The sequence below is a fragment of the Azohydromonas aeria genome, from assembly GCF_009760915.1.
Classification (GTDB): Bacteria; Pseudomonadota; Gammaproteobacteria; order Burkholderiales; family Burkholderiaceae_C; genus Azohydromonas; species Azohydromonas aeria.
The window spans coordinates 12,429-26,505 of record NZ_VIDQ01000042.1 but is presented as its reverse complement, the minus strand read 5'-3'; the positions used below and the strand labels follow the sequence as shown (position 1 = coordinate 26,505).

14 protein-coding genes are annotated in these 14,077 nt (G+C 74.5%); 7 read left to right on the top strand and 7 right to left on the bottom strand.

Annotation, left to right across the window (positions count from 1 at the left end; genetic code table 11):
• Positions 1-46 precede the first annotated feature (46 nt).
• From FJ694_RS21935 to FJ694_RS21920, 4 genes are all read left to right on the top strand, one after another.
• Complete coding sequence (locus FJ694_RS21935) at positions 47-370, top strand: hypothetical protein (RefSeq protein ID WP_157269457.1); 324 nt, start codon at positions 47-49, stop codon at positions 368-370.
• Between the two features lie 150 nt (positions 371-520).
• A complete protein-coding gene (locus FJ694_RS21930) occupies positions 521-832 on the top strand; it encodes a hypothetical protein (protein ID WP_157269456.1) in 312 nt (103 codons plus the stop codon).
• Between the two features lie 82 nt (positions 833-914).
• Complete coding sequence (locus FJ694_RS21925; RefSeq protein ID WP_157269455.1) at positions 915-1,343, top strand: FKBP-type peptidyl-prolyl cis-trans isomerase; 429 nt, start codon at positions 915-917, stop codon at positions 1,341-1,343.
• A 109-nt stretch (positions 1,344-1,452) separates the two neighbouring features.
• The gene (locus FJ694_RS21920) at positions 1,453-2,754 is read left to right on the top strand and encodes a lipopolysaccharide biosynthesis protein (RefSeq protein WP_157269454.1); all 1,302 of its coding nucleotides are present in this window, start codon (positions 1,453-1,455) and stop codon (positions 2,752-2,754) included.
• An 11-nt stretch (positions 2,755-2,765) separates the two neighbouring features.
• Here FJ694_RS21920 and FJ694_RS21915 read toward each other — a convergent pair whose 3' ends face one another.
• The 5 genes from FJ694_RS21915 to FJ694_RS21895 form a co-directional block, all read right to left on the bottom strand.
• Positions 2,766-3,062 (bottom strand): EscU/YscU/HrcU family type III secretion system export apparatus switch protein, encoded by a 297-nt coding sequence (locus tag FJ694_RS21915; protein WP_157269453.1) that lies wholly within the window; start codon positions 3,060-3,062, stop codon positions 2,766-2,768.
• A 15-nt stretch (positions 3,063-3,077) separates the two neighbouring features.
• On the bottom strand, positions 3,078-3,905 hold the full coding sequence (locus FJ694_RS21910) for a hypothetical protein (protein WP_157269452.1): 828 nt from the start codon (positions 3,903-3,905) through the stop codon (positions 3,078-3,080).
• Positions 3,906-4,061: 156 nt separating this feature from the next.
• On the bottom strand, positions 4,062-4,973 hold the full coding sequence (locus tag FJ694_RS21905) for a hypothetical protein (RefSeq protein ID WP_157269451.1): 912 nt from the start codon (positions 4,971-4,973) through the stop codon (positions 4,062-4,064).
• A 193-nt stretch (positions 4,974-5,166) separates the two neighbouring features.
• Entirely contained in the window at positions 5,167-5,376 is a 210-nt protein-coding gene (locus FJ694_RS21900) for a hypothetical protein (protein WP_157269450.1), read from the bottom strand.
• Positions 5,363-5,686, bottom strand: coding sequence for a PqqD family protein (locus tag FJ694_RS21895; protein ID WP_157269449.1), 324 nt, complete (start codon positions 5,684-5,686; stop codon positions 5,363-5,365). Before FJ694_RS21895 ends, FJ694_RS21900 begins: the two co-directional genes overlap by 14 nt.
• 163 nt (positions 5,687-5,849) lie before the next feature.
• Here FJ694_RS21895 and FJ694_RS21890 point away from each other — a divergent pair, with 163 nt between their 5' ends.
• Positions 5,850-6,911, top strand: coding sequence for a nucleotidyltransferase family protein (locus tag FJ694_RS21890; protein ID WP_157269448.1), 1,062 nt, complete (start codon positions 5,850-5,852; stop codon positions 6,909-6,911).
• A 25-nt stretch (positions 6,912-6,936) separates the two neighbouring features.
• On the opposite strand, the gene FJ694_RS21885 is transcribed toward FJ694_RS21890, so the two are convergent.
• Together FJ694_RS21885 and FJ694_RS21880 are read right to left on the bottom strand one after the other, a co-directional pair.
• Entirely contained in the window at positions 6,937-9,687 is a 2,751-nt protein-coding gene (locus FJ694_RS21885) for a histidine kinase dimerization/phosphoacceptor domain -containing protein (RefSeq protein ID WP_198320933.1), read from the bottom strand.
• A gap of 175 nt (positions 9,688-9,862) precedes the next feature.
• Entirely contained in the window at positions 9,863-10,852 is a 990-nt protein-coding gene (locus FJ694_RS21880) for a zinc-dependent alcohol dehydrogenase family protein (protein WP_157269446.1), read from the bottom strand.
• A 106-nt stretch (positions 10,853-10,958) separates the two neighbouring features.
• Between FJ694_RS21880 and FJ694_RS21875 the strand changes: the two genes are divergently transcribed.
• The gene (locus FJ694_RS21875) at positions 10,959-11,687 is read left to right on the top strand and encodes an ABC transporter ATP-binding protein (RefSeq protein WP_232540169.1); all 729 of its coding nucleotides are present in this window, start codon (positions 10,959-10,961) and stop codon (positions 11,685-11,687) included.
• Positions 11,688-11,703: 16 nt separating this feature from the next.
• Positions 11,704-14,076 carry an ABC transporter permease gene (locus FJ694_RS21870; RefSeq protein WP_157269444.1) on the top strand — a complete coding sequence of 791 codons (2,373 nt, stop codon included), beginning with the start codon at positions 11,704-11,706 and terminating at the stop codon, positions 14,074-14,076.
• Position 14,077: the final 1 nt, after the last annotated feature.

Sequence of the window (14,077 nt, the reverse complement as noted above, 5' to 3'; positions counted from 1 at the left end):
GCGATACTGGGCCCTCGACACACGACTTCAAAAAGGCGACGACTCCATGCATCTGCCGCACTCCGCGCGCCGGACCGAAGGCCCGGCGCGCCTGCTCGACACCCTGGCCACGCTGCTGCGGCGCCTGGCGCTGGGCGTGGCGGCCCTGTTCCTGATGGCCTTCACGCTCCTGGCCGGGCTGGTGGCGGCCGGCGTGCTGCTGGTGGTGGCGCTGGTGGCGCGCCGGCGCCTGCGCCGCGGCGACCTGCGTTTCCACTGGGCGCGGCGCGGGGCCGGTTATCCTGGTACCTCGGCGCCCTGGGGCGGCGGCCGTGCCGGGCACGGCCGCGGCGAGGTCGTGGACGCCGAGGTGCGGGAGATCCGTGACTGATCCGGGCGGGTCCGGCCACGTGGCCGGACCGTCCGTCCGGGGGCCCGGGCGCGCAGCCTGCTCCAGTTGTGCGAACGGCCCGGCACCATGCACGGGTCCACCCCAGGAAGGCCCGCCGCGGCGCGGGCGCCAGTCCAGAGAGGAGCCAGCTTGATCCGACTGCAGGCCACCATTCCCGACGGCGTGAACTTCGAGGACCTGCGCCTGTCGCGCGACGTCCGCGACGGCGCCGTGATCTTCGACACCCAGCCCATCGAGGCCATCTGCGAGGCCAGCGGCTTCGACATGGACGAGCTCACCGAGGGCCCGCAGCCCATCGTCTGCGCGCTGATCTCGGCTTGGTACGAGGAGCACCTGCGCCGCGGCGGCGCGCCCGACCCGGTGCAGGAAGACCTGATGGAAGAGACCCGCCTGGAGCGCGAGCGCGGCGGCGGCTTCAGCTACGCCCCCGGGCACGCCTGAGCGCCGCGGGCCAGGAGCGGCGGCGAAAGCGGCGACACTGCGCTCTCCCGCAACCCGCCGGCCCCGCGCCGGGCTCCTCCTCATGAACAAGATTTCCCTGGCCGGCGCCGCGCTGCTGGCGCTCGCCGCGCAGCTCGCCGCGGCCCAGCCGACGGCCGCCGCGCCGGCCGCCTCCGATAACGAGAAGCTCCCGTCGGGCGTGACCATCGAGCACAGCGTCAAGGGGCAGGGCGCGCAGCCCGCGGCCACGAGCACGGTGCAGGTGCACTACCGCGGCACCCTGGCCGACGGCAAGGAGTTCGACAGCTCCCACAAGCGCGGCCAGCCCGCCACGTTCCCGCTCAACCGCGTCATTCCCTGCTGGACCGAGGGGCTGCAGCGCATGAAGGTCGGCGGCAAGGCCAAGCTGACCTGCCCGCCCGCCACCGCGTACGGGCCGCAAGGCATCCCGGGCGTGATCCCGGGCAACAGCACCCTGACCTTCGAGGTCGAACTGCTGGCAGTGCGCTGATATAAGGGCCTGACATTCGACGCGCACGCCGCCGTCGCGCCGGTCGGCACCGGCCACGCCGCGGCGCCACGCGCGGTCCCGGCGAGACGTTGTGGGGAGGCGAGGCGCGATGCTGCACCGATTCAGGTCGAACACGCTGCTGTCGGGCGCCTCCGTCTACCTGCTGTCCAACCTCGTCAACGCGGCGATTCCCTTCGCGCTGCTGCCGCTGCTCACCCGCGTGCTGGGGCCTGCCGGCTACGGCGAGGTGGCGATGTTCCAGACCCTGCTGGCCGCGCTGGAGGCCGTCGTCGGCTTGAGCGTGGCCGGCGCCGTCGGGCGCAAGTACTACGACCTGCCCGCGGACGAAGCCGAGCTCGGCCGCTTCGTGGGCAGCTGCCTGCAGCTGGTGCTGGCCGCCGCCCTGGCCGTGCTGGGCGTGGTGCTCCTGTTCAGCGCGCCGCTGTCGCAGTGGCTGGGATTGCCGGCCCCATGGCTGCCGTGGGCGGTGTTCACGTCGGCCTGCGCGGCCGTGACGGGCATCCGGCTCGGCCTGTGGCAGGTGCGCCACCAGGCGCGGCGCTTCGGCGCGCTGCAGATCGGCCAGGGCGCGCTCAACATGGCGCTGTCGCTGCTGCTGGTCGTGGTGCTGCTGCAGGGCGCGGGCGGGCGCATCCAGGCGCAGGTCGTGGCCGCGGGACTGTCGGCGCTGCTGGCGCTGGCGCTGCTGCACCGCGACGGCCTGCTGCGGCTGCGCTGCTGGCGCCCGGACTTCCTGCGCGAGGCGCTGGCCTTCGGGCTGCCGCTGGTGCCGCATTTCGCGGGACTGTTCCTGCTCAACGCGGTGGACCGCCTCGTCATCCACGACGAGCTGGGCCTGGCGCAGGCGGGCGTGTACATGGTGGCGGTGCAGCTGGGCAACGCCATGAGCCTGGTCTTCGACGCCCTCAACAAGGCCTACGGGCCGTGGCTGTTCGAGCGGCTCAAGCGTGGCGACGATCAGGACAAGCGGCTCATCGTGCGCCGCACCTACGCCTGGTTCGCGGCGCTGCTGCTGGGCGCGGCGCTGGCCTGCGTGGCCGGGCCGGCGCTGGTGCGGCTGGTGGCCGGCGAGAAGTTCGCCGCGGCCGGGCTGGTCATCGGCTGGCTGGCGCTGGGACAGGCCTTCAACGGCATGTACTTCATGGTCACCAACTACGTTTTCTACGCCCGGCGCACGGGCTCGCTGGCACTGGCCACGGTCGGCGCGGGCCTGGTCAACGTGGCGCTGCTGCTGGTGCTGGTGCGGCACTTCGGGCTGCAGGGCGCGGCCATCGCCTTCAGCCTGAGCATGGGCCTGCGTTTCCTGCTGACCTGGTGCGTGGCCCACAGGCACTGCCCGATGCCGTGGCGCCGCGCCGTGCTGCCCGGCGCGGCACGTGCCGCCGCATAGCGCGCAGGCTTTCAGCCGCGCGGCGCCTTCGGCTGCAGCCGCCAGATCCAGACCAGGATTTCCGCCACCGCGGCGTAGAGCTCGGCCGGGATCTCCCGGTCCAGCTCGACATGCATCAGCGCCTGCGCCAGCTCGGCCGATTCCGTGACCGGCACGCCCGCCTCCTTCGCCAGCGCCAGGATGCGCTGCGCCGTGGCGTTGTAGCCCTTGGCCACGACCTTGGGCGCGCCCAGGCGCTGGTGCGCGTCGTAGCTCATGGCCACGGCGGCGCGGCGCCGCGCGGGGGAGGGGGGGCTTGAGTCGTCCATGGCGCGGTTTGTGGCTCAGTCGCCGGACATCGGCAGCAGCGGTGGTGAAGGGGCTGCCGCTGCCGGCCGCGCCCGCACGGCGGCGCTCAGGCCGCGGGCGCCGAGCGCGTCCCTGAGCTCGTCGAGCCGCTGCGCCACTGCCTCGGACAGCGCGCCGCTGGCGGCGATGTCCACGCCCAGCGGCGCGCGCTCGTGCGCGGCGCTGCCCAGCTGCACCGCCGCCTCCAGCACGCCATCCGCCGTCTCGTGGCGGATGCGCACGCGGCTGACGCGAAAGGCGCCGTGTCCGTCGGGTTCCCGCTCCAGCTCCAGCCGCAGCGGGGGCTGGTCGGGGCGGCGCAGCTCCAGGGCGGCCTGGCCGGTGAGCGCTGCGCTCAGCAGCGCGTTGAGCAGCGCTCCCGCGGATTGCGCCGTGGGCGCCGGTTGCGCCGCGGCGGCTTCTTCCGGCACGGCGGGCGCCGAGGGCAGGCTGGACGCAAGCGGGGTGGAGGCTTCGGCCGGCGCGTCGTGCGCCGGGGCGCCGGCCAGGTGCGGGCTCAGCGTGTCGGCCAGGGCCTTCTCCAGCCGGGGCGCGGCATCAGGCGTGGCGGGATGGGTCTCGCCCGGCAGTGCCGGCGTGCCGGACTCCTGGGGCTCGGCCAGCTCCAGCACGGGATCGCCGAAGGCGCCGAGCAAGGCCGCGACGCGGCCCAGCGGGCTGAGTTCCACGGCGGCCCCGGCGCCGGGCGGCACGGCGTGCGCCGCGTGTCCCTCGCCGGTGGCCAGCGCCACGGTGGCCAACGGCACCGTCACCGCCTCCACCAGGGCCGGCCGATCGACTGGGGAGACGGGAGCGAGCTTCACCCCGGGATTCTAGGAAGCGCTCCCACCGCTGCCGCGGTCGCAAAGCGTGCGCAATTGGCACGTCGTCGCCCGGCGCGCGGGTTCCGCAGCGACGGCATGCGGCAGGCAGCACGTCGCCATCGGATGCGGGCGGCGCCGGCCCGGCCCGGCGCGCCTTCAGCCGCAGGCGCGCTGCGCCGGCTGCAGCCCGCGCGCGAGTTCCTCGACCAGCGCGCAGGTGGCGCCCAGGTCGGCGGCGGCCAGCGTCCAGCAGGGGATGCTCTTGGCCAGCCCGACGACGGCGTCCATGCCGTGGCGGGCATGGGCCAGGGCATTGAGCGTGGTGACGTACAGCCGCGCGCCGGCCTCCGCGGGATGCAGCGGGCGCAGCGCCGGCTCGCGCAGCGCCGGGTCGTGCCGCACGAACAGCAGCCCGGCCAGCGGGCTGGGCCCCGTGGCGGCCGTGCCGCCGGGCAGGGCCGCCACCGGCACGTGCAGCGTGCGGCCGAGGTCGACGAGCTGCTCCTCGGGAAAGCGCCAGGTCGCAGGCGGGCGGCGCTTGAGGCACAGCGCATGCGGGTAGGCATGCACGCACAGGCTCTCCAGGTCCACCGGGCTGAGCTCGTCGCTCAGGTAGCGGAAGCCCTGGTGCAGCAGGCCCCAGGTGGTGGTGGACTTGCCGGCCCCCGAGTCGCCGGCCAGCAGCCAGGCCTGCCCCGCGTACTCCAGCGCCGCGGCGTGCAGGTGCAGCAACTCGGGCCGGCGCCACTGCAGCGCGATGATCAGGTCCTTTTCCAGGTCGAACAGCAGCTCGCACAGGCTGGCAGCCGCCAGGGGCTCGCGGCCGGCGCGGTGCAGCAGGTAGCCGCTGCCCTGCGGGGCGGTGCCGGCCTCGTAGGCCAGGTCGGTGCGGGCGTGCGGCGCCGCGGCGGGCAGCGCCGCGAAATTGGCCACCACGACGCGCGCCACGGCGGCATCCGTGCAGTGAACCTGCACCGTCTGGCCCAGGGCCTGGAAGCGGATGGCGGTCTGCGTGCCTGAAGGCGTGCGCGGCGCCTGCCAGGACGGCATCGAATTGATTGGAGTCACCGGCCTCCCTCCGAGTCGGTTTCCTCGATGCATCGAGGGTTGAATGGAAAACGCCGGAGTCCGCATTCGCGAAAACACCGGCGTGGCAGTGGTCGGGCTCGCGCTCGTGCCGCCCGAGGGGCAGCTGCCGGCGCCTGGCGTCGCCTGGACGGGCACGGCCCCGGCCCTGCAGCGGGCATTGCGTCAGGGCTGCTCAGCCCTTGCCCTTGCCCGGTTTGTCGGGCTTGTCTGGCTTGTCGGGCTTGCCCCCGCCCGGCTTGTCAGGCTTGCCGCCGCCCGGATTGTCGGGCTTGCCGGAGCCCGCCTTGGCGAACTCCGGTGCGGCGGCCAGCGTCAGGATCGCCGGGGCCACATAGGCGCCGCGCCTGACGAAGTCACGGCGCGTCGGATCACGAACTGACATTCAAACCTCCTTCCTTGGAAACACCCGCGTGACCGGCGCCAGGCGGCGGCGGCATGAGCAGGTGCAAAGATTCCAGGCGCTGCAACAGGTCGTGCACGTCGCTCAACGCCTGGTCCTCTTCCACCGCGAACTCCGCAGCCAGGGTGGCCGCGATGTCGCGCGGGGCTGCGCCTTCGCGGCGCATGCGCCAGACGATGCTGGCGGTTTCGTTGAGCTGGTGGATGTGGTTGGACGCGGTGTCGAGGATCAGCAGGGCGCCGTCCACTTCGCGAACTATCATCCCCGCGGCATGGGGATCCATCGTTTCCATCGCTTGCCTCCCTCCGTGCGGGTGTGTCCCTGGCGCTCTGTATTTCGGCGCCGCAACGCCCGGCAGCAAAAAATTGGTTCCGGATGTTGGTGTCAGTTTCCCGTCCATGGCCCGAAAGGGGCCCCCCGAAGGTGCGTGTAGGCGTCTACAGGCCGTGTGTGGCATGCGCGGCTCACTGACGGCGCGGCTGCTGGCGCACGCGGCCACCGGCGCGCCGCTGGACGCGCACGCCGCCTTCGGCTCCGGCGTTGCGGCCGGGGAGCAGGAGCGGCAGCTGCGCTGGCTGCTCGACGGCGGGCTGGGCCCGCTGCTGCACCACGCCACGCGCGCGCAGCCGCAAGGCGTGCCCGAAGCCTGGCGCCACGCGCTGCTGAGCGCCGACCTCACCGCGCGCATGCGCCACGCCACGCTGCAGGCCTCGGTGCGGGCGCTGCTGTCGGCCTGCGCCGCGCTGCGCCTGGAGCCCACGCTGCTCAAGGGCATCTCCGCGAGCGAGCAGCTCTACCCCGAGCCGCACCTGCGCCCGATGTCCGACTTCGACGTGCTGTTGCCCCCGCAACGCTACTCGGAGGCCGACGCGGCGCTCACGGCCGAGGGCGGCGGTTGGGAGCGCACTGACTTCCCCGCGCTGCCCGGCATGCACCACGACGCGCCGCTGCGCCACCGCGCGCACGGCGGCATCGTCGAGCTGCACCGCGCGCTGTTCCCGTCCGACTCCCCCTTCAGCGCCGGCAGCCTGTTCGCGCCGGCGCAGCTGCTGTCGCGCTCGCAACCGTCGAGCTGGCACGGCGAGCCGGTGCGGCGGCTGCCGCCGGAGCTGCAGCTGCCCTACATCGCCGCGTCCTGGTTCAACGACCTCAGCGACATGCGCGTGCACCCGAGCTTCCTGCCCTCGCTGGTCGATGCGCTGCTGCTGCTGCGCCGCTTCGGCCCGACGCTGGACTGGGCCCTGCTGCGCGGCTGGCTCGACAACGAGCTCGCGCGCGGCTGCCTGTACGCGCTGCTGGCCTACGTGCCGCGCTTCGGCGCCACGCCGGCGCCGGCGGACTTCATGGCCTGGCTGGGCAGGAGCCAGCGCGTGGCGGGCGCGCTGCAGCTGCGCCTGATCCACCACATGCTCGACCGCCACCTCGTCGCCGCCCGGCCCTGGACGCTGCCCTTCCCGCCGCCCGTGCCCGGCCGCTACAGCCCGGCCTACCAGTGGCGCAAGCGCCTGCGCGGCTGAGCGCCGGGCCCCGCGCGCCGGTGCCTCAGCCCGGCACGGCCGCGGCCGTCCGCGCCGCCGGCGCCTCCTGCGCCTCCTGCGCCCCGGCGCCGTCGCCCGGCAGCGGCACCACCACGCGCCACCAGGTGCCCGGGCCTTCGCCCACGTCCACGCTGGCGTCGAGCTGCGCCGACAGCAGCGTCACCAGCCGCATGCCCAGCCCGCTGCCCTGGGCCGGATCGAGTCCCGGGGGCAGGCCGATGCCGTTGTCGCGCACCTCCAGCACCAGGCGCGCCGGGACGGCGTCGTCCGCGGCGCGCAGGCGCAGGTCCAGCACGCCGGCAGCACCCGGCGCCCAGGCGTACTTGAGCGCGTTCGTGATCAGCTCCGTGACGATCAGTCCCAGCGGCACCGCCACGTCCACCGGCAGCCGCACGGGCTGCAGCGCCAGCTCGATGCGCACGCGCTGCTCGGCGCCGTGGGCGCGCACGAGCTGGTCGGCCAGCGAGCGCAGGTAGTCGCCGAAGTTCAGCGCCGACAGCGTGCTCTGCTGGTACAGCCGCTGGTGCACCAGCGCCATGGCGCGCACGCGCTGCTCGGTCTCCATGAACACCGCCTGCAGCGCCGGGTCGCCGAGCTGGCGGCGCTGCAGCTGCAGCAGGCTGGAGACCACCTGCAGGTTGTTCTTGACGCGGTGGTGCACCTCCTGCAGCAGCACCTCCTTCTCGGCCAGCGCCGCCTGCAGCGCCGCGTCGGCCTGGCGCCGCGCCGTGACGTCCATGTTGATGCCGATCCGGCGCAGCAGCCCGCCGCCGCTGGAGAAGCTGGCCTGCGCATGGTCGGCGACCCAGGCCCAGCTGCCGTCGGGGCGGCGCAGCCGGTACTCCAGGGCGTAGCCGGGCTGCGCCGGGCCGAGCGTGCCGATGCGTGCCGCCAGCAGGGCGCGGTCGTCGGGATGCACGCGCTCGGTGAACTCCTCGTCGCGGCCCTGCAGCGCCAGGCCCAGCGCCGCGTACAGGCTGCCGGTGCGCCGCACCTCGCCCGTGGCGGCGTCGTGCTCGTAGGCGCCCATGTGCGCCGCCTCCAGCGCCAGGCGCAGCCGCTCCTCGCCCAGGCGCAGCGCCTGCTCGGCGCGCTTGCGCTCGGTGATGTCGATGGTGGTGGCGACGACGACCTCGTGCCCGCCCTCGTCGTGCGCCAGGTGCGCATCGAGCAGCGCCTCGAAGTTGCCGCCGTCGCGCCGCCGCGCCGTGAGCTCGATGCGGCAGCTGCCCCAGGCGTGCAGCTCGGCCACGATGCGCTCGGCCACCGCGCGCTCCGCGCACAGCTCGGCCAGCGCCACGCCCTGCAGCGCCTGCGGCTGGCCGTGGCCGAACTGGTGGGCGAAGGCGTCGTTGGCGTAGCTCAGGCGCCCGTGCGCATCGACGATGGCCACGCCGTTGAGCGAGTTGCGTATCGCCCCGGTCAGCAGCTGCACCTCGGCCGTGCGCTCGGCCACGCGGTGCTCCAGCGCGCGCAGCTGCATGCGCACCGCGATGGCGGCCAGCACCGACTGCGCGATGCGCTCCAGCGTGGCGCAGTCGGCCTCGCTCCAAGGCCGCGGCTTGTCGTCCACCACGCAGAAGCTGCCCAGCACCAGCCCGTCCGGCGTGGCCAGCGGCACGCCCAGGTACGCGCCCACGCCCGCGGGCGGCGGGTATTCGTAGCGCGGCGGCGGCGCCCGCTGCGCGTCCTCCACCACCAGCGCCGCGCCGTCGCGCACCACGAACTGGCAGAACGACTCGCCCACCGGCAGCTCGCGCGTGGCGGCCAGCTCCTGGGGCAGCCCGAAGGCGCTCTTGAAGAACTGGCGGCGCTCGTCCACGAGGCTGATCAGGCACAGCGGCGCGTGCAGCGACAGCGCCGCCAGCCGCGTGAAGCGGTCGAATTCCTCCTCCGGCGGCGTGTCCATCAGCTGCGTGCGCCGCAGCGCCTCCAGCCGCTCGGCCGCGTCCAGCGCCATGGGCCGCGGCGGCGCGGCGGGCCGCGCCACGCCGTCGTCGATGGTGCGCCACAGCGCCTGGTTGAGCTCGGTGGCGTGCGCCGCCTGGGCCTTGAGCCGGGCGTTGGCCTGGCCCAGCGAGTCCTGCGCCTGCACCAGCGCCTGCACCGTGTCGCCCAGCCGGCGCAGGCTGCGCTGCTGGCCGCGCCCGGCCCAGGCCACCAGCGCCAGCGACAGCAGGCTGCCCAGCGCGGTGCCCGCCACGGTGAGGTTGGTGGTGTGCTGCACCGCCGCGTCGCGCAGCGTCTGCAGCCGCAGCTCCTCGGCGTCCAGCGCGTCGAGCAGCGTCCGCATCGCCGCCAGCTGTGCCGGCGCGTCGCTGGCGGCGATGCGCCGGCGCGCGGCCTCCAGCCCATGCCGTGCCGCGTCCTGCAGCACGGCCTCCTCCAGCGCGCCCAGCACCTGCAGGTGCTGCCCGAAGGCTTCCAGCCGCTGCTGCTGCGCCGGGTTGTCGGCCGTGAGCGTGCGCAGCCGCTGCAGCCGCTCCGGGGCGCGGCGCTGGGCCTCGCGCCCGGGCTCGAGCCAGTCGTCGCGGGCGCTGGCCACGTAGCCGCGCACCGCGCGCGACACCTCCAGCACGTCGTTGCGCAGCTCGGCCAGCTCCAGCCGCACCCGCAGCGTGTGGGCGCGCGAGCGCACCGCGTCGTTGGCCACGGCCTGCAGCCACAGCGCGCCGCCGGCCACGACCAGCAGCAGTGCCAGCGCCACGGCAATGGCCGGCGGGAAGGGCAGGCGGGTGGGAAGTCGCGATGTCAAGGCCATGAAGTTGCGTGCGCGTGATGCGGCGCGGAAGACCACCGGCAGCGCCGGGACCGTCCGGAACGGCTGCCGCTTTCCGCGGCATGGAATCCCCATTGTGGGTGAAGAGGTATCGATATGTCAGGCATCGGGCCCGCCCGCCACCGTGCGACGCCAGGCGGCCGGCCCGGGCTCAGGGCACCAGCACCGCCGCGCCCTGCAGCCGCCCCGCGCGCAGGTCGTCCAGCGCCTGGTTCGCCTGTGCCAGCGGGTAGACGCGGGTTTCGACGCGCAGCGGCGTGGCGGCCACCTCGCGCAGGAACTCCAGCCCGTCGCGGCGCGTGAGGTTGGCCACCGACACCACCTGCCGCTCCTCCCACAGCAGCCGGTAGGGGAAGGCCGGGATGTCGCTCATGTGGATGCCGCCGCACACCACGCGGCCGCCCTTGCGCACCGCGCGCAGTGCTTGCGGCACCAGCTCGCCCACGGGCGCGAACAGGATGGCCGCGTCCAGCGGCCGCGGCGGCGGCTCGTCCGAGGCACCGGCCCAGGTGGCGCCCAGCGCGCGCGCGAAGTCCTGCGCCGCCGTGTCGCCCGCGCGCGTGAAGGCGTAGACCTCGCGCCCCTGGCGCAGCGCCACCTGCGCCACCAGGTGCGCCGCCGCGCCGAAGCCGTACAGGCCCAGCACGCGCGCCTCGTCGCCGGCCGCGCGCAGGCAGCGCCAGCCGATGAGCCCGGCGCACAGCAGCGGCGCGAGCTGCACCGGGTCGGCGGCCTGGCCCCGCAGCGGCAGGCAGAACGCGGCCTCGGCCAGCACGTGCGTGGCGAAGCCGCCGTCGCGGGTATGGCCGGTGAAGCCCGGCGCGTCGCACAGGTTCTCGTGCCCGCCGGCGCAGTAGGGGCAGTGGCCGCAGGCATGGCCGAGCCAGGGCACGCCCACGCGCTCGCCCGGGCGCAAGGCCGTCACGCCGGGCCCGAGCGCCTCGACCTCACCCACGATCTCGTGGCCCGGCACCACCGGCAGCCGGGTGTCCGGCAGCTCGCCGTCGACCACGTGCAGGTCGGTGCGGCACACCGCGCAGGCCAGCACCCGCAGCCGCACCTCGCCCGGGCCGGGCTCGGGCTCCCCACGCTCCTCCGGCACCAGCGGGGTTCGCGGCTGGCGCAGCACCATGGCTCGCATCGGGTTCTCCTGAAGGGGAATGCGCAGCCATTCTGGGCAGCCGTGGCCCGCCCGGCGCTTGAGCCGCGTCAACGACGCGCGCCGGCGCGGCGGCCACGATGGCGCCGTGTCCGAAGCCTTTCCTTCGAGCGATCTCCCGGTCTTCCATGCCCGTGGGCTGACGAAAACCTACGGCAGCGGCGCCGCCGAGGTGCGCGCGCTGCGCGAGGTGGACCTGGACGTGCGCCGCGGCGAGTTCATCGTGCTGCTGGGCCCGTCGGGCAGCGGCAAGTCCACGCTGCTCAACATCCTGGGCGGGCTGGACGTGCCCAGCGCCGGCGAGCTGCGCTTCGGCGCGCTGGACCTGGCCCGCGCCGACGAGGCCGCGCTCACCGACTACCGCCGCCGCCACGTCGGCTTCGTGTTCCAGTTCTACAACCTCATCCCCAGCCTCACGGTGCGCGAGAACGTGGCGCTGGTCACCGACATCGCCGAGCACCCGATGGCGGTGGACGAGGCGGTGGAGCGCGTCGGACTGGGGCCGCGGCGCGACCATTTCCCGGCGCAGCTCTCCGGCGGCGAGCAGCAGCGCGTGGCGATTGCGCGCGCCATCGCCAAGCGCCCGGCCGTGCTGCTGTGCGACGAGCCCACCGGCGCGCTGGACGTGCACACCGGCAAGCTGGTGCTGGAGGTCATCGGCGGCGTGCACCGCGACAGCGGCACCACCACCCTCGTCATCACCCACAACGCCGCCATCGCCGCCATGGCCGATCGCGTGCTGCACATGGGCGACGGCCGGCTGCAGCGCGTGGACGTGAACGCGACCAAGGTGCCGGCGTCGGCACTGTCATGGTGAAACCGCAGGGCGCCCCGTGAAAGCGCTCGACGTCAAGCTGCTGCGCGACCTGCGCCTGATGTGGTCGCAGGCGCTGACCATCGCACTGGTGGTGGCCAGCGGCGTGGGCGGCTTCATCACCAGCCTGTCGGCGGTGGACTCGCTGGCCCGCGCGCGCGACGACTACTACGTGCAGGGCCGCTTCGCCGACCTGTTCGTGAGCCTCAAGCGCGCGCCTGAAGCCGTGGCCGAGCAGCTGCGTGCGCTGCCCGGCGTGGCCGAGGTGCAGACCGGCGTGGAGGCCATGGTGCGGGTGGAGGTGCCGGGCTCGCCCGACCCGGTGCTGGGCCAGCTCGTGGGGCTGGAGCTGCGCGCGCCGCAGCGCCTGAACGTCGTCACGCCCAGCGCCGGCCAGCCGCTGCAGGCCGCGGCCGGCGCGCAGCGCGACGGCGCGCTGCCGGCGCTGGTGTCCGAGGCCTTCTTCCAGGCGCGGGGCCTGAAGTTCGGCGACACGCTCACCGCCGTCATCAACGGGCGCGAGCGGCGGCTGCGCATCGTGGGCACGGCGCTGTCGCCCGAGCACGTCTTCGTCGGGCTGTGGGGCATGCCCGACCAGCGCGGCTACGGCATCTTCTGGATCGAGCGCGAGGCGCTGGCCGCCGCCTACGACCTGCGCGGCGCCTTCAACCGCGTGGCGCTGCGCCTGGCGCCCGGCGCCTCGGCGCCGGCGGTGGCCGCGGCGCTGCGCCAGCGCCTGGCCGCGTACGGCGCGCGCGACGTCATCCCGCGCGCCGAGCAGGCCTCGCACGTGATGCTCGACAGCGAGATCAAGTCCCAGCGCGTGCTCGGCACGGTGCTGCCGGCGATCTTCCTGGGCGTGGCGGCGTTCCTGCTCAACGTCGTGGCCTCGCGGCTGGTGAGCGCGCAACGCGAGCAGATCGCGGCGCTGAAGGCGCTGGGCTACGCCGACGCCGCCATCGCGCTGCACTACCTGAAGCTGGTGCTGCTGATCGTGGCGCTGGGGCTGCTGCTGGGCCTGGCGCTGGGCAGCCAGCTCGGCTCGATGCTCACGGCGCTGTACGCCGGCTTCTTCCGGCTGCCGCATTTCGAGCACCACGTGGCCCCGGCGCTGGCGGCGCTGGCCGCGGCCGTGACCGCCGCCACCGCGGTGCTGGGCACGCTGGGCGCCATCGCCGCCACGGTGCGGCTGGCGCCGGCCGAGGCCATGCGTCCGCCCGCGCCGGGGCTGTACCGGCCCACGCTGGCGGAGCGGCTGGGCTTCACCCGGCTGGCGCCGGCGCTGCGCATGGTGCTGCGCAACATGGAGCGGCGGCCGCTGCGCACGGCGCTGTCCGTCGGCGGCATCGCCGCGGCGGTGGCCATCACGGTGATGGGCAACTTCCTGCGCGACGCCATCGACGAGGTGGTGGAGACGCAGTTCACGCTGTCGCTGCGCGCGGACGTGACGCTGTGGCTCGACGACGCGGTGGACGACGCCGCGCGGCTGGAGCTGGCGCGGCTGCCGGGCGTGCAGGGCGTGGAATCGACCCGCATGGTGCCGGTGAACTTCAGCCACGGCCACCGCCACGAGCGCGGGCTGATCCGCGGCTACGCGCCGCGCGCGCAGCTCTACCGCGTCATCGACATGCGGCACCGCGAGCTGCTGCTGGAGGAGCGCGGCCTGGTGCTCACCGACCGGCTGGCCGAGAAGCTGGGCGTGCGCGAGGGCGACACGGTGCGGGCCGAGGTGCTGGTGGGCGAGCCGCGCACGCTCATGCTCACGGTGGGCGCGCTGGTGCCGGAGATGATGGGACTCAACGCCTACATGGACCGCCGCCAGCTCAACCGGCTGCTGGGCGACGGCGACGTCTCCACCGGCTTCGTGCTGTCGGTGGCGCGCGACCGCGAGGCGGCGCTGCTGCAGGCCACGCGCGAGATGCCGCGCATCGCCGGCGCCTTCAGCAAGGCCACCATGCTGCGCAACATGCAGGAGGTCAGCGCCCGCAACGTGCGCATCATGAGCACGCTGCTGACGGCCTTCGCGGCCGTGATCGCCGTGGGCGTGGTCTACAACAACGCGCGCATCGCGCTGGCCGAGCGCGGCTGGGAGCTGGCCAGCCTGCGGGTGCTGGGCTTCACGCGTGCCGAGGTGTCGGCGCTGCTGCTGGGCGAGCTGGCGCTGGCCATCGCGCTGGCGCTGCCGCTGGGCATGCTGCTCGGTTACGCGCTCACCCACGGCGTGGCCGAGGCGCTGCGCAGCGACCAGTTCGCCTTTCCGGTGGTGATCCGTGCCCGCACCTATGCCTGGGCCGCGCTGGCGGTGGTGGCCGCGGGCGTGGCCAGCGCGCTGGTGGTGCGCCGGCGCATCGACCGGCTCGACCTGGTGGCGGTGCTCAAGACGAGGGACTGAA